This window comes from Gilliamella sp. Choc5-1 (assembly GCF_001690595.1).
Classification (GTDB): Bacteria; Pseudomonadota; Gammaproteobacteria; order Enterobacterales; family Orbaceae; genus Gilliamella; species Gilliamella apicola_M.
In genome coordinates this window covers 18,435-39,052 of sequence record NZ_LZHH01000001.1, presented here as the reverse complement: position 1 = coordinate 39,052, position 20,618 = coordinate 18,435, and the positions used below count along the sequence as shown (strand labels likewise).

Here is a 20,618-nt window from a genome sequence, read left to right as displayed (position 1 = left end):
CTGTTTTTTCATGGCTAACAACGCTAAGCGGGATGATAAAACAACTTGATAATGCGCTTGCTCTTTACTGACCGATAGCTGACTAAATGCGGTAACCACCCCATGAAGTGTGCGCCCGTCACTGATAGCCGGTAAGCCACCTAGTGAGCGTATTGCTTCTGTTAATGGCTAGTTTAAAAAGGGATTAAATGAGAAAGTGGCGTTTTGGTTAAGCAGTGAATCAATGGCAAGGGCTTTATCGGGACTGGTAAATTCAAGGGTATAATGCCACGGCTGGTTAAGCCGCTCATCGCCTTTAACTAACCTGTAACACCGACACCGGCGAACTTAGCCCCTCAACGGCTAAGGTATAGCGATTATGGCTCAGTTTTTTTAAATGACCCAATATCCCGTCATCAAGCTGCTCTAAAAGACGCTTTAACGCACTTGCCATGTTTTTTCCTTTCCTTATTTATTAATTTAATTAGAACAAAAGGGAATACCTTTGGTTTGTTGTTATGATTTAAATGGTTAATATTATTGCTTTTAGTTATTAAATATAGCTATCGAATGTAGTTATCTAATATAGTTATCTAATATCGCTTAGCTACCAAATATCGTTATTTGATTGATAATCTAAATAAGTTAAACAGCACCAATCATAGCGCATTTTAGAGCAACATTTAACTCATTTTTAACGATGATGTTGTTTTATATTAATAATTCAAGTTAGTTTAGTCGCTTTGTTTTGGCGGTGAAATGGTGGTTAGAAAAGCAATAATAATAACGTTACCCTTGTTTATTCATGCATGATTTTTTAGGATTTTTTACATAAACGTAGTACACTCCTGAAAGTTTTTGACAAAAATGGCACTGCCTTTATTTTTTTAGTTAAAATGTTTGTTTAGATAAGCTGTATAGAAAAATACAGAATTATTTTTGCATATTACCGTAATTTATTAAATTACGGTAATAAATGCGAGGGAGCTATACATATAAATTAATTAAAAAATCCCTTAATTTAGCAAAATCATCAGGCATATAATGAGAAAGTAACGTCATATCAGCTCGCTCTGCTAGCTCTTTAGGCAATGGAACTGATTTACCTAAAATATCTTCAACCACTTCTTTAAATTTAGCAGGATGTGCCGTACCTAAAAATAGTCCATATTCACCCTCTTGTAACTGATCACGCAGTGCTCGATAAGCAATTGCACCATGAGGTTCAGATAAGTAACCTTTTTGATCAAGTTCACAAACAGTTTGCTTAGCAACTTCATCCGAAACAGTAGCATGACCGAGTGATTTAAGATCCCATCCCTCACGCTTATAAATCTCTTCGATACGTGGCCAGTTATTTGGTTGGCTTACATCCATTGCATTCGATAATGTTGCAATGGTTGTGTGAGGTTCCCACTTACCGGTTTCTAAATAACGAGGTACTGTATCATTGGCATTCGTTGCGGCAATAAAGCGTTTAATAGGTAATCCCATTGTTTTCGCAAGTAGACCTGCTGTTAAGTCACCAAAATTGCCACTTGGCACAGAAATAACCAGCTGTTCACGTTGGGTTGATGTGAGTTGTGCAAAAGCTTCAAAATAGTAACAGATTTGTGCTAATAATCGGCTAATATTAATTGAGTTAGCGGAGTTTAAACCTATTGTTTTTTTCAAATCTTCATCATCAAATGCCTTTTTAACTAAGGCTTGACACGCATCAAAGTCACTTTGAATAGCAATTGTATGTATATTATCACCTAAAGTACAAAATAACTTTTCTTGTAATGGACTAATTTTACCTTCTGGGTATAAAATCACGACGCGAATATTTGGTAAATGATAAAACGCATGAGCAACAGCCGCACCAGTATCGCCAGAAGTAGCAGTCAAAATAGTAATTTTTTTGTCAGCAGCAACTTGCACTAAAGCTTGCGCCATAAAGCGTCCACCAAAATCTTTAAATGCTAATGTTGGTCCATGATATAGTTCTAATGAACCAATATCTGCTTCCACAGAAGTTACTGGAGCAGGGAATTGAAATGCATTTTTAACAAGTCTATGCATATCATCACAGCTAATCTCATCACCAATAAAAGCAGATAAGATCTTGGCACTTCGAGTAATGAAATCAAGTTTTAATAACGACTCAATTTCGGATGATGAAAATTTAGGTAATTGTTGAGGAAAAAATAAACCTTGTCCTCTTCCTAATCCTTGTTGAACTGCTTGTGCAAAGCTAACTTGCTGGGAATGATCTTTTAAGTTATATAATTTCATAATATTTTCCGGTTATCTTTATGCTGTAATATTTCACTCTGCGTAATATCAACTTGTTCAATAATAGTTGGCATTTTTGTTATATTTAACTCTACTTTTTATAGTAAACATTAAATAACTCTTGTTCCTTGAGTATCAATTTTACAAATATGAGTAAAACCTTCATCATTTTGCAAATAATATTTTTTAAGTAATAATTCAATTTGCTGAGCTGTTTCAAGTTTATCTGCAATCACAAACATTGTTGGCCCTGAACCTGAAATCCCCGATGACAAAGCACCAAGTTGCTTAACCCGTTTTTGAGTTTCATCAAAATTAGGTAATAATTGTTTACGATAAGGCTCAGCAATATTATCAAAAAGCATTGTGGCAGCCAGCTTAGGTTGTTTGGTATAACAAGCATGCAAAAATCCCCCCACATAGCGACCATGTGCTACACAATCAGACCTTTGATATTGAGCAGGTAAAATTGCACGTGCTTCAGCCGTTGATACCTTTATTCCTGGATAAGCCATCACCCAATACCAATCATCAAAATGCGGAATCGACTCACTAATAATACCCATCTCATTAAGAATAAGTTGCATCCCACCTAAATAGCATGGCGCAACATTATCATAATGCACACTGCCCGAAATACGACCTTCAAGTTCTCCCATCATGGATAACATTTCAAATTCATTAAAAGGTTTATCAAAAAACTCATTTAATGCAACCAATGCACCAACTACTGAGCACGCACTTGAACCTAAACCAGAGCCAATTGGCATATTTTTTTCAAGAGTCATACTAACAGGTAAAGTTTTACCCATTGCTTGACAAAATCGCTGCCAACATTGAAATACAATATTACATTTTGGATCACGTGGTAGCTTTTTGACAAATTGACCTTTGCTAGTAAGGGAAAATTCGTTAGCAGATTTAACTGTAATACAGTCACCAAGCATAGCGCCACTAATCGGGCTAATTGCTGCGCCCAATATATCAAAACCAACGCTAATATTAGCCATTGATGCAGGCGCATAAACAGTTAAAGATTTATGACTCATTTAACCTCCGATTTTACCTGATGTTGTACGTAAAATATCAGCAAAAACACCTGCTGCAGTAACATCATTACCAGCACCATAACCACGTAATACAAGAGGAATAGGTTGATAATAACGAGTATAAAAAGCTAAGGCATTTTCGCCATTTTTGACTTTATAAAGAGGATCTTCACTATCGACAGCTTCAATTCTAACACTGCATTGATGGTTTTCTATGCTACCCACATAACGTAGAACTTTACCTCCTTTTGCTGCTTGTTCAGATTTTGCTTTAAAATGTGCATCTAACTGCGGTAATTTGGCCATGAAATCATCAATGCTACCTTGTGCATATTCAGGAGGTAATACGGATTCGACATTGATTTGATCCAATTCTAATTGTAAACCTGATTCTCTAGCTAAAATAAGTAACTTTCTAGCTACATCGGTTCCAGATAGATCGTCTCGAGGATCAGGTTCAGTAAAACCTTTCTCTTTAGCCAATTTAGTTGCTTCAGACAGTGACATGCCTTCATCAAGTTTACCAAATATAAAAGAAAGCGATCCAGATAGAATTCCCGAAAACTTGATTAACTCATCACCTGCATTAAGTAGATTTTGAAGATTTTCAATTACCGGTAACCCAGCCCCTACATTGGTATCATATTGGAATTTACGCTTACTTTTTGCAGCTTCTTGGCGTAAGCGTAAATAGTAAGCCATTGAGCTAGTATTTGCTTTTTTATTTGGTGTAACGACATGAAAGCCATTAGCTAAAAAATCAGCGTATTTGTCAGATACTTCGCTACTAGAAGTACAATCAACGAGAATCGGATTAAGTAATCGATTAGATTTGGCAAACTCAATAATACTATCTAATGAATATTTAGTATCACTCTGTTTGATTTGATCACGCCAATTACTAAGATCAATACCGTCTCTATTGGTTATGCTGTGTTTAGAGTTAAACAAACCACATACTCGCAAATCAATCTGTTTGTTTTTAAGCCATTTCTGTTGACGTCCAATTTGGTCGACAAGCGCACCACCGACCCCACCAACACCAATAACAAAGACATCAAGCATTTTATCAGTACCAAATAACATCTGATGCGCAACACGAACGCCCATTACAGCAACATCATTATCAACTACAACTGAAATTGAGCGTTCAGATGAACCTTGTGCTATAGCAACAATATTAATATTAGCTCTGGCTAATGCTGTAAAGAAATTAGCTGATAAACCACGTAAGGTACGCATGCCATCACCTACTACAGAGATAATAGCAAGCCTTTCAATCACCTCGATCGGTTCAAGTAATCCATCTTTTAATTCTAAGAAAAATTCATCACTTAAAGCTTCTTCTGCACGATAAAGTTCTGTTTGTGGCACACAAAAACTAATGCTGTATTCAGATGATGATTGAGTAATAAGTACAACTGAAATGCCAGCATAAGACATCGCAGAAAAAACACGTGCCGACATACCAACCATACCTTTTAATCCAGGACCTGAAACATTGATCATTGCCATGTTATTTAAATTGGTAATACCTTTTACAGGTGTGGTTGAGTCAACAATATTAGCACCAATTAATGTGCCTGGCGCATCAGGATTATTTGTATTTTTGATTAAACAAGGAATCTGAAATTGGGCAATAGGTAAAATAGTTCTTGGATGAAGCACTTTTGCTCCAAAATATGAAAGTTCCATCGCCTCTTGATAAGACATTGTTTTTAGTAATTTGGCATCTGGTACAATACGGGGATCACAAGTATAAACTCCATCAACATCGGTCCATATTTCACAGCTATTTGCTCTTAAACAAGCTGCTAATACGGCTGCAGAATAATCAGAACCATTTCGTCCAAGCACAACTAATTCACCTTTTTCATTACCGGCGGTAAAACCGGGCATTAGAATAAAATTGTCTTGTGGAATGTGCATTTCAGCAATTCGATGAGTCGATTCAGGTATATTAACAGTCGATTCTAAATAACCACCTTCTGCAATAAGCATAGCAACAGGATCTATTACCGTGATCGTATGGCCTCTTGCTTTGAGAAGTTCTTGCATAATAGCAATTGATAGCTTTTCTCCACGACAAATAATTGATGCATTGATACTATCAGGGCATTGACCGAGTAAGCAAATACCTTCAAGTAATTGCTTAACATGCTTTAATTCATTAAGAGCAAAATGCTTCATCTCTTCATAAGCAAAATTAGGGTGAGCTTTTGCAAGACCTGCTAATAGATCTGCAAATATCTTTTCAGCATCATAAATGTTACTTTTGATATCTTGCCCAGCAACTGTTTTTTCAACCATAGCAACTAAATGGTTGGTAATTTTAGCAGGTGCCGATAAAACAGTGGCGGTTTGCTCTTGTTTAGCATTATTTTCAATAATTTCTGCAACTCGCAAAAAGCGTTCTGCGTTAGCAACAGATGTTCCTCCAAATTTTAAAACTTTCATATCACACCTTACTTATTATCTTAGTTTATGCCCATTACTATCTATAATTATAGTTTTTAGAACTTATTTATAGGTATCAAAAATCTTGTAGTCTTATCATGCTAATTCTATTTTTAATTTTTTTGCACAGATTAACTACTTTATTTCCATGCAAAATAAAAACCCGCCTTTAAGGAGCGGGTTTTTTAATATTTATTGAAAAAATCAACCCGCCCTAGATCGCATAATAGTACCTAAGGTGTTAATAATTCCTGTCATACTAACTAAAATTATCATGATTTTTCCTAAGAAATATTTAATTAAACTAAAAACAAAACAGCCCGACATTTTCATGTCAGGCTATAATTTTAAAAAACCTTTTTGCTATTTTCGTATTCATTAACAACTTTATTCAATGCTTGATATATGCACTTTTCATCTTGTTTTTTTAATGCTTCATCTAAAATATTAAGATACGATAACATTAGCTTTTGATTATCTTCGGCAAATTGCGGCGATACTTCTTGATCTTCATATAACATAACATATGTACGAGCAAATCCAAAAATCAAAAAATAAACCGATGCATTTTTTGGATCTTCTTGAATTAGTGCTCTCATTGCCTTTCTTAGCTTTACATAACTATCAGTACCAGGCAAGCTCGTTGCAAATGTTTTCGTTACTTCAGAAAATGTCATTGCCATAAACCTCATTCAAAATCACAAGAAGAAAGAATAACAACCCATTAGCATAAGTGCAAGTCTATTTTGTTTGCCAAACAAATTTTTTTAATTTCTAATAAAAATCAACAGAAAAAAATTAATAAAAAAGTTATCTTATTTGGCCTCTTTACAAACAGACAATCCTGCCGATGCTTGTGCAACTGGCATTATTTCAATTGAATTGACATTAAAATGATTCGGTGTATTAATTAACCAAGAGACAGTATTGGCTATATCTTCAGGAGTAATAAATTCAACACCTTGATAAACCTGTGCTGCTTTCTGGTTATCACCATGAAAGCGAACATTTGAAAACTCTGTACCACCACATAATCCCGGTTCGATATTAGTAACTCTAACCTTTTTCCCTAATAAATCGGTACGCAAATTAGCACTAAATTGTTTAACAAAAGCTTTAGATGCACCATAAACATTTCCGCCTTTATAAGCATAAGTACCAGCCACAGATCCAAGATTAATAATATAACCAAAATTGCGCTCAACCATTTCTGGTAATATTTGTCGAGTTAGATTTACTAGCCCAATAATATTAGTTTCAATCATTATTTCCCAATCGTTATAATCTGTTTCATAAGCAGGTTCTAAACCTAATGCTAGACCTGCATTATTTATTAAAATATCTATGGGCTTAAATTCATTTGGTAGTTGCAATAAAATAGTACTTACTGCATCTTTTTTAGTTATATCTAATGGTAATGAAAAGAAATTAGCACCTAATTCATCTGCAAGGTTTTGTAGTTTATCTGCACGTCTAGCTACGCCTACAACTTTATAACCATCTGCTATAAGCTTACGGCAGATAGCTTGCCCAAATCCAGAGGATGCACCAGTAACCAAAGCTATATTCATATTAAATCCCCTTATAAACTAAGTTAAAATTGGAGTATATTTCGATAAACGACTATATGCACAAACAAAAAGTAGTAAATAAAAATATACTGAAACACATAGTTACCTGAAAGTTTTTTACAAAAAACTATCTAATATCTATAAAAAAACCCGCTAATTAAGCGGGTTGATATTTAATACTTCATTTAGCTGGTTCTTCATCTTTTAGCGGAACAATTAATGTATCAATATGTGTATTATTGATAAGTTGACGAGCAGAAGACATTAACTTACTCCAAAAGTCCTGATGATGACCACACACGACAAGATCAGCGCCATATTCATGAATTGCTTCGATTAATACTTGGTCAAATTCACCATTCCCAGAAAGAGTATGAGCTATAGGATATCCCGCATCATTGGCTAGTTTATTTAATGCAATATGCGCATCTTCAGTAATTCGGTCTTTCATATCATTCATATTAATATCAACTAAACCAGTATAAAGATCAGAATAATTAATACCAACATGAATCAAAGATATTTGAGCATTATATGGCCTAGCCATAGAAACTGCTTTTTCGACAAGAACTTCACTTTCAGGTGATAAATCTACTGCAACTAATATGTGTTTATAAGCCATGATACATTACTCCTTCCAATTTAACGGTCAGATAAAACTACAAAATTGATACTCTCTTTTTACTACTAAATCAATTTTTGAGCAAGCCAAAAAAGTGACCCAGATAACAAAATTGAAATTGGAAGTGTTAAAATCCAAGTTAATGCAATATTTTTAATGGTCTTACTTTGAACGCCACCACCATCAACAATCATTGTACCTGCCACAGATGAAGAAAGAACTTGAGTTGTTGAAACAGGCATACCAGTATAACTTGCAATCCCAATTGATAAAGCCGTAGTGATTTGTGCCGACACACCCTGTGCGTAAGTCATTCCTTTTTTACCGATTTTTTCACCAATAGTAATAGCTACACGACGCCATCCTATCATTGTTCCAATTGCTAGCGCTGAAGCTACCGAAATAATGATCCAAATCGGCGCATATTCAACAGTTTTAAGTAAATCGTTATTCAAAGATTTCAGATATTGTTTTTCCTCTGCTGTCACATTAGCTTGTTTAGCAACATGCGAAACAGTATCCGATAAACATAATAATATGCGTCTAGCTTGTGAACGTTGTTCAACTGTGAGTGATTCATAATTATTGATTTTATTAAATAAATTATGAGCAATACCCAGTGTGATAAATGAATGTGAATAGTCACAATGATACTTATTCAAATCGCCTTCTGGAATACTTGTGTCTAATGCAGGTTGTTTACCTATTATCGTAGTTAGATCATCATTGTGAGTAACAAAGTACTCCTGAATATTATCAATAGCATTACGAGTGTTAGTAATATCATAGGTAGACGCATTCATATTAACAATAAAGCCAGCAGGAGCAATACCCATCAATACTAACATTAATAAACCAATACCTTTTTGTCCATCATTAGCACCATGAGAAAAACTCACACCTGCAGCAGAAATAATAAGCATTATTCGGATCCAAAAAGGTGGTTTTTTCTTACCATAAAGTTTTTCTCGCTGCTCTGGAGTCATAAAGATGCGTTCTCTTTTTTTACTACTTTTTTTACTTTGCCCTTTACGTGTCCAATACTTACGCAGACAAAAAATCATTAACCCAGCAATAACAAGACCAACTATTGGTGAAACAATCAAGGATAAAAAGATTTGAATCATCTTAGGAATATTAAGCGCATCAATAATTGATGTATCCATAACCAATGCATTTGCAAGTGCTACGCCAATAATAGAACCAATTAAAGTATGTGAACTTGATGCAGGAATACCAACAAACCAAGTACCTAAATTCCAAATGATTGCTGCAAATAAAATAGAAAATACCATAGCAAGCCCATGAGCAGAGCTTACATTAAGTAATAAATCAGTTGGTAACAAATGCACTATAGCATAAGCCACACTAAGCCCACCAAGTAGTACGCCAAAGAAATTAAATACTCCGGCCATAAAAACGGCAAGCTGTTCTTTCAATGCCCTTGTATAAATAACAGTGGCAACAGCATTAGCAGTATCATGAAATCCATTAATAGCCTCATAAAAGAGTACAAAAAGTAAAGCTAAGACTAATAATATAATGGTTGAAAATTCTAAATCAGCAAATAGATGAAACATAATATATCTTTCTGTTGTTAATTAGCGCCACTATTATCCTTGAGAATAAGCTAATGAGCAAAACAATTTTTATATTTTTCTTTTAGCATAACGAGCAGCTAAAAAAGCACAAATCATTAATTGGATTTGATGAAAGATCATTAAAGGTAGGATCAAAATACCCATCATCGACATGGGGAAGATAACACTTGCCATTGGAATGCCACTTGCTAGGCTCTTTTTTGAACCACAAAATACAATTGTGATTTCATCTTGTTTGCTAAAACCAAAAAATCTTGCACTATAAGTGGTAATAAATAAAACTATAACTAACAGAATAATTGAGAAAAATATAATATTTAACAAAGATAAAAAACCGACTTGCGACCATATACCATTAACAACTGCATCACTAAACGCGACATAAACCACTAATAAAATCGACAAACGATCTGTTTTAGAAATAATATTTTTATACTTATCTACCCATTGACCAATAAAACGTCTAGATAAATGCCCGACAACAAAAGGCAACATCAGTTTCAGCATAATAGAGGTAATGGCATCAATTATGTTCATTGATGCCGAGGTTTGAGTATGTATTAACAATCCAACTAAAAGCGGGGTAATAAACACCCCCAATAACGTTGATGCTGAGGCACTGCAAATAGCTGCTGCCACATTACCTTTAGCTATTGAAGTAAATGCTATTGCAGACTGCACTGTTGCTGGTAAAACACAAAGATAAACAAAACCTAAATAAATATCATGTGATAAAAAAGTGGGCACTAATAACTGCATCATCATGCCTAAAACTGGGAATATTACAAATGTAGTTGTAAATATTAACAAATGTAATCGCCAATTTTTTATACCAGAGACAATTGCTTGAAAAGAAAGTTTTGCACCATGCATAAAAAATAGCAAGCCAATAGCAAAAGTTGTAAGGTATTCAAAAACCGTTTTAGCCTGTCCTTCACAAGGAAAAAAGCTAGCTGTAATCACAACACAAATTAGAATCAATAAGAATGAATCAATCTTAACACGTTGAAATATATTCATGATTTTTAATATCTTTGATTAACAAGAATAAAAAAATCGCCACAAAAGTGGCGATATACAAGAAAGATAAAATTTATTCTAAGAAACTACGAAGCACATCAGATCGACTTGGATGACGTAATTTTCTCAGCGCCTTAGCCTCAATTTGACGAATACGTTCACGAGTTACATCAAATTGCTTACCAACTTCTTCTAGCGTATGATCTGTATTCATATCAATACCAAATCGCATACGTAACACTTTCGCTTCTCTAGGCGTTAATCCTGATAAAATATCGCGAGTTGCGCTACGTAAACTCTCAGAAGTCGCCGCATCTAGCGGTTGCTCAAGAGCAGTATCTTCAATAAAATCACCTAAATGCGAATCTTCGTCATCACCAACTGGTGTTTCCATCGAAATTGGCTCTTTAGCAATTTTAAGCACTTTACGAATTTTATCTTCAGGCATTTGCATGCGTTCAGATAACTCTTCAGGTGTTGGTTCACGACCGATTTCCTGCAACATTTGGCGAGAAATACGATTTAACTTATTAATTGTTTCAATCATATGTACCGGAATACGGATTGTCCTTGCTTGGTCAGCTATAGAACGAGTAATCGCCTGTCTAATCCACCAAGTTGCATAAGTTGAGAATTTATAACCACGACGATATTCAAATTTATCAACAGCTTTCATCAAGCCAATATTACCTTCTTGGATAAGATCTAAGAATTGTAATCCTCGGTTGGTGTATTTTTTAGCAATAGAAATAACTAGTCGTAAGTTAGCTTCTACCATTTCTTTCTTAGCTCGACGCGCTTTAGCTTCGCCAATCGACATACGTCGATTAATATCTTTGATTTGCTCAATAGAAAGACTTGTTTCAGTTTCGATTTGTTGTAACAAATCAACTTGAGCAGCAATTTGAGTTTCAAAATCTTTTAAATTAGCCGCAAATGCACCTTTCGATGATAAAGCTTTATTAAACCAATCCATGCTATTTTCATTACCTGTGAAATAAGTCATAAATAGTTTTTTCGGCATTTTGCATTTTTCAACACAAATCCTCATAATAACACGCTCATGAGTTCTAACACGCTCCATCATGCTTCTCATGTTATTAACAAGAATATCAAACTGCTTAGCAACTAAACGAAATTGTTTAAATATTTCTGATAGATTCTCGATCTCTTTTTGTGCTTTTTTATGAGCACGTCCATATTTTTTAATAGAATCAGACGTTTTATCATGTTGCTCTTTTAATTCGGCAAATTTAGCTTTTGCTACTTCGGGATCGATAGAAACATCATCATCAGTTGATGCCTCATTTTCATCATCCTCACTATCATCATCGCTATCATCAATTTCAATTTCGGTTTCACTAACTTCTAAATTTTCAGGTAACTCTTCAACAACTTCTTCAGCATTAGGATCAACAAAACCTGTAATCAAATCAGATAAACGAACTTGTCCACTTTCGATTAAATTATATTGCTCTAAAAGATAGCTTATTGCCTCTGGATATTCGGATACTGAAGTTTGAACTTGATTAATGCCATCTTCAATACGCTTAGCAATATCGATTTCGCCTTCACGTGTCAACAATTCAACAGCACCCATTTCGCGCATATACATACGAACAGGATCGGTTGTTCTACCAATTTCTGACTCAACATTAGATAACACTAATGCTGTAGCTGCCTCAACGGCTTCTTCATCAGGGACATTATCTGAAAGTAATAACTCATCAGAATCAGGGGCTTCTTCAAGAACTTGAATCCCCATATCATTGATCATTTGGATAATATCTTCAATCTGATCTGAATCAATAATCTCTTCTGGCAAGTGATCGTTGACATCAGCATAGGTCAAGTATCCTAGCTCCTTACCTCGGATGATCAAGAGTTTTAACTGTGATTGAGAATTTTGCTCCATAAAAGGTATCCACTTTAGTTATTTGGTCATCTATATTATAGATGTAGAACAATATTAGAAGACTACATCTACACTATATATTTAGTCTTTTTTTGATAAAACAAGTATTAAAGTCGCCAATTCTTTTTTCTCTGCGGTACTTAAGCCGGAGACTCTCTCTTTTGCGATCAGTTCATCTTGCCTTTGGGCGAGTATATTATCATACAACTCTCTTAAAGTATGTGAAAATGTTGCATCTATTTGCTCATCTTGATAATGACACTCCCATGTTGATAAACGAATTAATTGTTTATAAAACGGTCTATCTATAAACTCTGTTAATATTTGTGCTGTTGTTATATTAGGGTGACGTTGGCATAATTCAAGTAATTCAATAAAGATCTCTATACCTGCCATTTTAACTTGACGAATCACATTTATATCAGAAACTTGCTCAGCAAGATTAGGGTATTGAAGTAATAAACCGATCAAAATACGCATCGTAGTTAGTTTCATTTGTGATACAGGCGCTTTTTCATTTGCCTTATCATCACCTTTAGATCGATTTTCAAGCATTAATTGTTCTAGTTGAGATACATCAAGTAAACCTAAATAATTACCAAGTTGTTGTAATAAATTTAATCTAAAGGTTTTTGCTTTAATTTGATCAAGTAACGGTAAAGCTAAAGAGCTCAATTTAGCTTTACCTTCAGGAGTTTTTAAGTCGACCTGTTTTAAAATCTCATCAAATAAAAATTTTGATAAATTTGGGGCTTCACTTAAATAATTTTCAAATCCCTCTTTACCAATTTTACGCACAAAACTATCTGGATCTTCATCTTGTGGCAAAAATGCAAAAGCAATTTTTTTACCATCAATTAAACAAGGCAATAACACATTAAGTGCTCGCCAGGCTGCACTTCGCCCCGCGTTATCACCGTCATAACAAAATATTACCGAATCGGTTGCTCTAAACAATAATTTAATATGCTCTTCAGATGTTGCCGTACCTAAAGCAGCTACAGCATAATCAATACCATATTGGGCTAGTGACACCACATCCATATAACCTTCAACAACGATCAATTGCTGAGGATTACGATTAACTTCTAACGTTTCATAAAATCCGTAAAGTTGAAAGCCTTTATGAAAAATCGGCGTTTCTGGGGAATTCATATATTTTGCCGGATCATTAATGATGGTTCGACCACCAAATGCTATAACATTTCCTTGTCTATCACGAATAGGAAACATAATTCGCCCACGAAAGCGGTCATATTGATTACCACTATCATTGGTAACTAACATGCCAGCTTGTTCATAAAGTTCTTCTTCGGCTTTTGTTTTAACTACATTTTGTAAAGTTAATCGCCAATCATTAGGCGAAAATCCAATTTTATAGCGTTGTATAATTTCGTCGTTAAGTCCTCGTTGCTTAAGATATTTTTGAGCATTAATGGATGTTGGCAATGTTAATTGTTGCTGATAAAAAGCTGTGATTTTATCCATTAAAGCATACAAATCACGACGAACATTTCGAGACGCAATATGTTTTGATTGATCGATTTGATTGTTTTCGTTGTCGACATAAGGGATCCGAATCCCCTGCATACTAGCCAATTCTTCAATTGCTTCAGGAAAAGATAGGTGCTCATATTGCATTAAAAAATTAACAACAGATCCCGATGCGCCACAGCCAAAACAGTAATAGATCTGTTTTTTTTCATTAAGAGAAAAAGAGGCTGTTTTCTCATCATGAAAAGGGCAACAACCAAAATAATTATTCCCTTTTTTTTTCATTTTAACCCGTTTACTAATCACATCAAGAATGTTAGTTCGAGCAATTAGATCTAAGATGAAATCGCGAGGAATAAGACCTTTCATGATAAAATTTTAACCAATTATGGTGTTATAGAAAGACAACAAGCCGTATCAAAAATACGGCTTGTTAGAATTCTTTATATTAAAAAGGTAATAAATTGATTTTTAATATCAATTCTAATTTTCAGTATAAATAATCTCGAAAATATTAATATAGACGAGTACGACGAGCGTTTTCTCTTTCTAATTTTTTAGCATGACGCTTAACCGCAGCTGCTTTTGCGCGTTTACGAACTGTAGTTGGTTTTTCGTAAAATTCACGATTACGAACTTCCGCTAAAATTCCTGCTTTTTCGCACGAACGTTTGAAACGACGTAATGCTACATCAAAAGGTTCATTTTCACGTACTTTAATTACTGGCATGTGCCTCTCACCTCAAATTTGTTTAATATCACAAGGGAATAAATTAGTGCGCAATTTTACCTCTAATCAATATATCTTGTAAAGTAAAAAATAGAATTATTGTAACAAAGCAAATTAATTTGCTAATCAACATATAGCATCAGATAATAAATAAAATCTATAAAAATAATTAGGAGTTTTTTATGCCATCATTAATAACTGGACTATATCCCCATCGCCGCTTACGTCGTAATCGTACTCATGAATTTAGTCGGCGTATGCTTGCTGAACATAGTTTAACGGTAAACGATTTTATTTATCCAGTTTTTATTATTGAAGGTAATAATGTTACAGAACCTGTAACTTCAATGCCAAACGTTAATCGAATGAGTATTGATATTCTATTAAAAGAAGCAGAGCAAGTAGCCAAATTAGGAATTCCGGTTCTTTCTCTATTTCCCGCTATTGAAGCATCAAAAAAATCTTTATTAGCGCAAGAAGCATATAACGAGAATGGATTAGTACCAAAAGCTGTTCGAGCACTAAAAAAAGAATTTCCAGAGCTAGGAGTACTAACTGATGTTGCGCTAGATCCTTATACCACGCATGGACAAGATGGCATTATTGACGAACAAGGTTATGTACAAAATGATATCTCAGTTGAAACGTTAGTTAAACAGGCGTTAATACAAGCCCAAGCAGGTGTCGATATTATTGCCCCAAGCGATATGATGGATGGACGCATTGGCGCAATACGTAATGAACTCGAAAAACATGGCTTTACTAATACACAAATTATGGCTTATTCAGCTAAATATGCATCTTGTTTTTATGGTCCATTTCGTGATGCCGTTGGTTCAGCCCCAAATATAAAAGGTGGAAACAAAAAAACCTACCAGCTCGATCCTGCAAATAGTAATGAAGCATTACAAGAAATCTATCAAGATTTAAGTGAAGGTGCTGATATGGTCATGGTTAAGCCCGGCATGCCTTATCTTGATATTGTGCAAAAAGTAAAGGAAACCTTTGCCGTTCCTACTTTTGCTTATCAAGTTTCTGGCGAATATGCCATGTTAACAGCAGCAATTGAAAATGGTTGGTTAGATGAAAAATCGGCTATTATGGAGTCTTTGCTCTGTTTTAAACGTGCAGGCGCTGATGGTATTTTAACCTATTTTGCCAAACAAGTGGCTGAATGGTTACACCAATAAGAATAATATTTATTCAACACAAGTAATTACTGCTCTTTCTAAATTGGAAGGAGCATTTAGTTACCGCTCTAACATATCATGCATATAAAAATTGTATTATAGCTCATATTATTTAGCCGTATGTATCCTTTTTGTTTTTGTATCGACAATACAAAATTAATACTTAAAAATAAGTTAGCATTTATAAGAGGTTAGTGATTTTACTTTACATAAAATGTAAAAAAGTTTCAGGAATGCTATATGTTTATGTAAAAAAATGATAATATTTAATTAGATAAGTAATAAGGAAATAAAAAATGATTGATGAGCTGATACCAAATGAATTACATGATGAATTTAAAGCTTTTCGTCATGAACTACAAAAAATAATATTGCAACATGCAGAATCTTGCCCTTTTTGCAAAAAAATAGAATTTTATATCATTCGTTCAAAACCAACTAAAACATATCATTGCAAAAACTGCCATAAATATTTTACCGCTTCAACTAATACGCCATTCAATCGCTTAATACCATTTAATTGGTTGGAAACAATATTTACTAGCCGTATAAAAAATATTAGCTATACCAATATTGCTAGAAATCTTGAAATTTCATTCGAAAAAGTAATGCGCCGAGAACGTGCGATTATCAATTATCTTCAAACTTATTACCCATTATTACATAAGTGGTATACACAACAAAAACAAGCCACATTAATTCCAATCTTAGCAGAACAATATAAAACGATAAAAGCAAAAGTCACAACTTTACTAAATGAACAAAACCCAACCTGTATACATTGTGATTCTAACGAAACCACCAAAATTGGAACTCGTACTTGCTATCGCTGTAAACGCTGTAGAAATAGTTTTAATATTGTAGGCAATACTAGCTTAAATCGTATTCCTAAACCTGAATTATGGTTACAATTTATCGATCTGCTTGTTTTGGATAAAAATAATTCACAAATAGCAACAATACTTAGTTTACACAGTGATACTGTACATAAATGGCGTTCAATTTGGTGCAACATGATGAGATATTGGCATTGTGAAGCGCTGGCCACTTGGTGTGAACATAAATAATTACTCAATTTTACGTTTTATTATAAATATTTTTAAACAATAGGATAAGTGGGAATCAGTTTTATGAAAAAGAATATTTTATCCATATGTGTCATTAGCAGTGTATTATTAATTACTGGTTGTGACGATAAGAAAATACCTGATAAAAAAATATCAGAACAATCATTTGCTCAATTACCAACAGCAGTTATTAATAGTTATCTTTTTCATACTGAACCAGAGCTATTACCAAATAATAAATTAATTAAACAACAAAAAATAACGGGAAGTGGGTCAAATAAAATCATCAACTACAATATACAAGGCTATGTTGCTAATTATGATTTAGATGGTCTTTATGGCGAAGTGAATTATGATTCGGCTAAGTATATTTACGGTAATAATCGAGAGAAATATAATATTACTTTTGATACAAAAAAAAATATCCTTACAATGCAAGATAGTGACGGTGATATTGTCGCTAATTCTGAGTTCGATGAGCAAGGACATTTAGTTGAAACAACTTTATCTCATTTTGCTGGGAATAATGTTATTTTTAACAACCAGATTATATATGAAAATAACCGTGTAGAACTTGTCTCATATAATGCCTATGTTCCAGTTGATGATAAAACAAAGTTTCCAATTTTAGCTCAACAAAAAGACATCATTTATAATACAAATAACCAAGTAGAAAAGACCATTACCAAAACATATAAGTTAACCTCAAATGGTGAGATCATCATTAATAACCAAAATGAACAAGAAGTTGAATTAACTGAAACCTGTACTTACGACAACTACAATGAAAATCAAGATTGGACTAAAGCCATTTGTGTCAAAACAGGGGTTGAGTCAGGAACGGTTGAGCTAACTCGTACTATTGAGTATCAATAAACCTAACGCCTATTGATAGTAAAGTGAATATGGTTAATTTTGCCCTAATTCATCATATTCACGACACAAAGCAATCGTCTCTTCTATTAAACGTCTTGCAATAGTGCCATATTCAGGAATTTTAGGCAACTGTGTATAATGGTACCAATTTGCCTCAACAAGCTCGTTTTTATCTACTATTATTTCACCACTATCATAATCAGCTAAATAAGCCATCATTAGTGAATTTGGGAAAGGCCAAGGCTGGGAGCCAATATAACGGACATTTTTAATTTTAAGCTTCGACTCTTCAAAAACTTCACGCTCAACAGCTGTTTCCATGGTTTCACCAATTTCAGTAAACCCGGCTAAAACAGTATATAAATTATCTTTATTATGCCTAACATGCTTGGCTAACAAAATTTTATTTTGATGGCGAATTGCTACAATAATTGATGGCGAAATTTGTGGGTAATAACGCTCTTTACAATGATCGCATAGACAACACCATTCTGTGCTACTAATATACATTTCATGCCCGCAATATCCACAATATTTATGGGAGCGATAAAATTCAGAAAGTTGCACAGCTCGACCAGCCATATTAAATAAAGATAGATCACTGCTATCAAGTAATGAACGAATTGAGCTCATAGCATTTTTCATATCATGACAAATCAACCACGCAGTCTGTCCATTCCATTCACCAATTGGTTGAGCACGTTGATTTGTAAAACCTAACTCCTTAGCGCAACCTACAGGCACTTCGCCATTTGGTAACCATAACCGACCATTAGCACTCACAAACCAATAACCTATTTCACTACCTATTAAATTAAATTGTTGCTGTATATTCATTATAACCACCCAAAATGAAAAAGGAGGATTTTACCCCTCCTTTATTTATATTATTTCTTTTTCTTTTCGTGAAGTCCTTTTTTCTCAAGTTCCCAGTAGATAATGCGCTGCTGAGCAATTGTGAATAAATTACTAACAATATAATATAAAACCAAGCCTGATGGAAACCACAAGAAAAATACCGTAAAGATTAATGGCATGTAAGTCATCAATTTTTGTTGTAATGGATCAGTGGCTGGTGTTGGTGACATCTTCTGAATTAAGAACATGGTCCCACCCATCAATAATGGTAGGATATAATATGGATCTTGCGCTGATAAGTCATGAATCCAAAGTGCAAATGGCGCATGACGCAGCTCAACCGTATTACCTAACATATAGAACAAAGACAAGAAAATTGGCATTTGAATAAGCAATGGCAAACATCCACCTAATGGGTTCACTTTTTCTTGTTTGTAAAGCGCCATTGTTTCTACACTCATTTTTTGTCGATCATCACCATAACGCTCTTTCAAGGCTTGTACTCGAGGTTGTAATAGTTTCATCTTAGCCATAGAACGATATTGGGCACGTGTTAATGGGAACAAAACACCACGTACAATAAATGTAATAACTATAATTGCAAAACCCCAGTTACCAATAAAACTATGGATAAACTTCAGTAAGTAGAATAAAGGCTGCGACAAAAACCATAACCAACCATAGTCAACAACTAAATCTAGGTGGTTAGCTGTCTCTTTTAATTGGCTTTGAATTTCTGGACCCAACCATAATTTTGCATCAATCGTTTCTGTATGTCCAGGTTGAATAACAGTTGATTCACCTTTAAAACCAATAGCTGCTTGGGTGTTTTTAACCGATGTACGGGAATAAAATAAAGCATTTTTATCCTGAGTAGGCACCCAGGCAGAGGCAAAATAGTGCTGCAACATCGCAATCCAACCAGTTTGAGTTTCAACAGCTAATGCTTTATCTTTAATATCATCAAAACTATATTTACTATAATTAGTACTAGAGCTAGAGTAAGCCGTACCACGGAATGCACTTTGACCTAAACCACCACCACCTTCGGTTGGAATATCATCGGGTAATTTAATAGTTTGTTTTAGTTGACCGTACATTGCAACCTCAATTGGCGCGCCACTTTGGTTATTAATATCATATTGAACATCAACCGCATAATTACCACGATGCAACACATAGTATTTAGTATAAGTAACACCATTAACTTGATAAGTTAATGGTACTCGCAATTCATCTTGACCATCAGCTAAAACATATTCGGCTTGTGTAGCTTGATAGACGGGACGTTTTGAGCCTTGAGTTGCATTATCAGGACCATCTTTACCTGTTAAACCACTTTCCGCAATATAAATAAAATCAGGACGAGATGTTAATAATTGAAAAGGCGTACCCGAGTGAAGTTTTTGCTCATATTTTAATAATTGAGCAGCTTGCACATCACCACCATAAGTGTTAATAGTAAGTGACAATACGTCAGATTTCACGGTAATTGTTTTACCTTGAGCTGAACCATCGATAGAATCATCACTGACTGATTGTGCCAACTGATTAGCGATAGGTGGTTTTGGTGCATGGTCTTCTTCCCACGCTTTCCAAATAAAAAAAGATATAAAAAGTAAAACAATGACTAAAATATTACGTTGCGATCCCATTAGTGTTTTTCTCTATTGGTTTTAGTTTTGGGAGGAACAAGATCTTCTCCTCCTTCATGTAAAGGGTGACATTTTAATACACGTTTCGCTGTTAGCCAACCACCTTTTATTAATCCAAAGCGCCTTAATGCAATTATTGCATATTGCGAACATGTCGGTGTAAAGCGACATTTAGGACCTAACAAAGGACTAATAACACGTTGATAAACACGAATAAAAAATACAAAAACATTAACTATCATATCCTTACATGCACA

At 34.4% G+C, this 20,618-nt stretch carries 18 protein-coding genes; 3 read left to right on the top strand and 15 right to left on the bottom strand.

Annotation, left to right across the window (positions count from 1 at the left end; genetic code table 11):
- Window positions 1-295 precede the first annotated feature (295 nt).
- The 12 genes from A9G35_RS13320 to rpsU form a co-directional block, all read right to left on the bottom strand.
- Window positions 296-433, bottom strand: a complete 138-nt coding sequence (locus tag A9G35_RS13320) for a hypothetical protein (protein ID WP_176701360.1) — start codon at window positions 431-433, stop codon at window positions 296-298.
- A 533-nt stretch (window positions 434-966) separates the two neighbouring features.
- Window positions 967-2,256 (bottom strand): threonine synthase, encoded by a 1,290-nt coding sequence (gene thrC / locus A9G35_RS00160; protein WP_065635190.1) that lies wholly within the window; start codon window positions 2,254-2,256, stop codon window positions 967-969.
- Between the two features lie 110 nt (window positions 2,257-2,366).
- Complete coding sequence (thrB, locus tag A9G35_RS00155) at window positions 2,367-3,305, bottom strand: homoserine kinase (RefSeq protein WP_065609156.1); 939 nt, start codon at window positions 3,303-3,305, stop codon at window positions 2,367-2,369.
- Window positions 3,306-5,762, bottom strand: coding sequence for a bifunctional aspartate kinase/homoserine dehydrogenase I (thrA, locus tag A9G35_RS00150; protein ID WP_065635189.1), 2,457 nt, complete (start codon window positions 5,760-5,762; stop codon window positions 3,306-3,308).
- 347 nt (window positions 5,763-6,109) lie between these two features.
- Window positions 6,110-6,439 carry a hypothetical protein gene (locus A9G35_RS00145; protein ID WP_034914101.1) on the bottom strand — a complete coding sequence of 110 codons (330 nt, stop codon included), beginning with the start codon at window positions 6,437-6,439 and terminating at the stop codon, window positions 6,110-6,112.
- A 138-nt stretch (window positions 6,440-6,577) separates the two neighbouring features.
- Window positions 6,578-7,333, bottom strand: coding sequence for an SDR family NAD(P)-dependent oxidoreductase (locus tag A9G35_RS00140; RefSeq protein ID WP_065575005.1), 756 nt, complete (start codon window positions 7,331-7,333; stop codon window positions 6,578-6,580).
- Between the two features lie 181 nt (window positions 7,334-7,514).
- Window positions 7,515-7,955 (bottom strand): universal stress protein UspA, encoded by a 441-nt coding sequence (gene uspA / locus A9G35_RS00135; protein ID WP_034914111.1) that lies wholly within the window; start codon window positions 7,953-7,955, stop codon window positions 7,515-7,517.
- A gap of 65 nt (window positions 7,956-8,020) precedes the next feature.
- Entirely contained in the window at window positions 8,021-9,535 is a 1,515-nt protein-coding gene (gene pitA / locus A9G35_RS00130; protein ID WP_065635188.1) for an inorganic phosphate transporter PitA, read from the bottom strand.
- Window positions 9,536-9,604: 69 nt separating this feature from the next.
- Window positions 9,605-10,576 carry a bile acid:sodium symporter family protein gene (locus A9G35_RS00125; protein ID WP_065609159.1) on the bottom strand — a complete coding sequence of 324 codons (972 nt, stop codon included), beginning with the start codon at window positions 10,574-10,576 and terminating at the stop codon, window positions 9,605-9,607.
- 73 nt (window positions 10,577-10,649) lie between these two features.
- Complete coding sequence (gene rpoD, locus A9G35_RS00120; RefSeq protein WP_065635187.1) at window positions 10,650-12,491, bottom strand: RNA polymerase sigma factor RpoD; 1,842 nt, start codon at window positions 12,489-12,491, stop codon at window positions 10,650-10,652.
- A gap of 81 nt (window positions 12,492-12,572) precedes the next feature.
- Window positions 12,573-14,354: a DNA primase gene (gene dnaG, locus A9G35_RS00115; protein ID WP_065635186.1), complete on the bottom strand. Its 1,782-nt coding sequence runs from the start codon at window positions 14,352-14,354 to the stop codon at window positions 12,573-12,575.
- Between the two features lie 145 nt (window positions 14,355-14,499).
- A complete protein-coding gene (rpsU, locus tag A9G35_RS00110) occupies window positions 14,500-14,715 on the bottom strand; it encodes a 30S ribosomal protein S21 (RefSeq protein ID WP_065635185.1) in 216 nt (71 codons plus the stop codon).
- Window positions 14,716-14,897: 182 nt separating this feature from the next.
- Here rpsU and hemB point away from each other — a divergent pair, with 182 nt between their 5' ends.
- The 3 genes from hemB to A9G35_RS00095 all read left to right on the top strand — a co-directional run bounded on the left by hemB (window position 14,898) and on the right by A9G35_RS00095 (window position 17,848).
- Entirely contained in the window at window positions 14,898-15,905 is a 1,008-nt protein-coding gene (gene hemB / locus A9G35_RS00105; protein ID WP_065635184.1) for a porphobilinogen synthase, read from the top strand.
- A 296-nt stretch (window positions 15,906-16,201) separates the two neighbouring features.
- The gene (locus tag A9G35_RS00100; protein ID WP_065635183.1) at window positions 16,202-16,972 is read left to right on the top strand and encodes a hypothetical protein; all 771 of its coding nucleotides are present in this window, start codon (window positions 16,202-16,204) and stop codon (window positions 16,970-16,972) included.
- A gap of 63 nt (window positions 16,973-17,035) precedes the next feature.
- The gene (locus A9G35_RS00095) at window positions 17,036-17,848 is read left to right on the top strand and encodes a hypothetical protein (RefSeq protein ID WP_065635182.1); all 813 of its coding nucleotides are present in this window, start codon (window positions 17,036-17,038) and stop codon (window positions 17,846-17,848) included.
- Window positions 17,849-17,881: 33 nt separating this feature from the next.
- Here A9G35_RS00095 and nudC read toward each other — a convergent pair whose 3' ends face one another.
- Genes nudC through yidD form a run of 3 tightly spaced genes read right to left on the bottom strand, consistent with a single transcriptional unit; the run spans window position 17,882 to window position 20,603 of the window.
- Window positions 17,882-18,685, bottom strand: coding sequence for an NAD(+) diphosphatase (gene nudC, locus A9G35_RS00090; protein ID WP_065635181.1), 804 nt, complete (start codon window positions 18,683-18,685; stop codon window positions 17,882-17,884).
- 50 nt (window positions 18,686-18,735) lie between these two features.
- Window positions 18,736-20,361, bottom strand: coding sequence for a membrane protein insertase YidC (yidC, locus tag A9G35_RS00085; protein WP_065635180.1), 1,626 nt, complete (start codon window positions 20,359-20,361; stop codon window positions 18,736-18,738).
- Window positions 20,361-20,603 carry a membrane protein insertion efficiency factor YidD gene (yidD, locus tag A9G35_RS00080; RefSeq protein ID WP_065635179.1) on the bottom strand — a complete coding sequence of 81 codons (243 nt, stop codon included), beginning with the start codon at window positions 20,601-20,603 and terminating at the stop codon, window positions 20,361-20,363. The genes yidC and yidD overlap by 1 nt, the downstream gene beginning before the upstream one ends.
- Window positions 20,604-20,618: the final 15 nt, after the last annotated feature.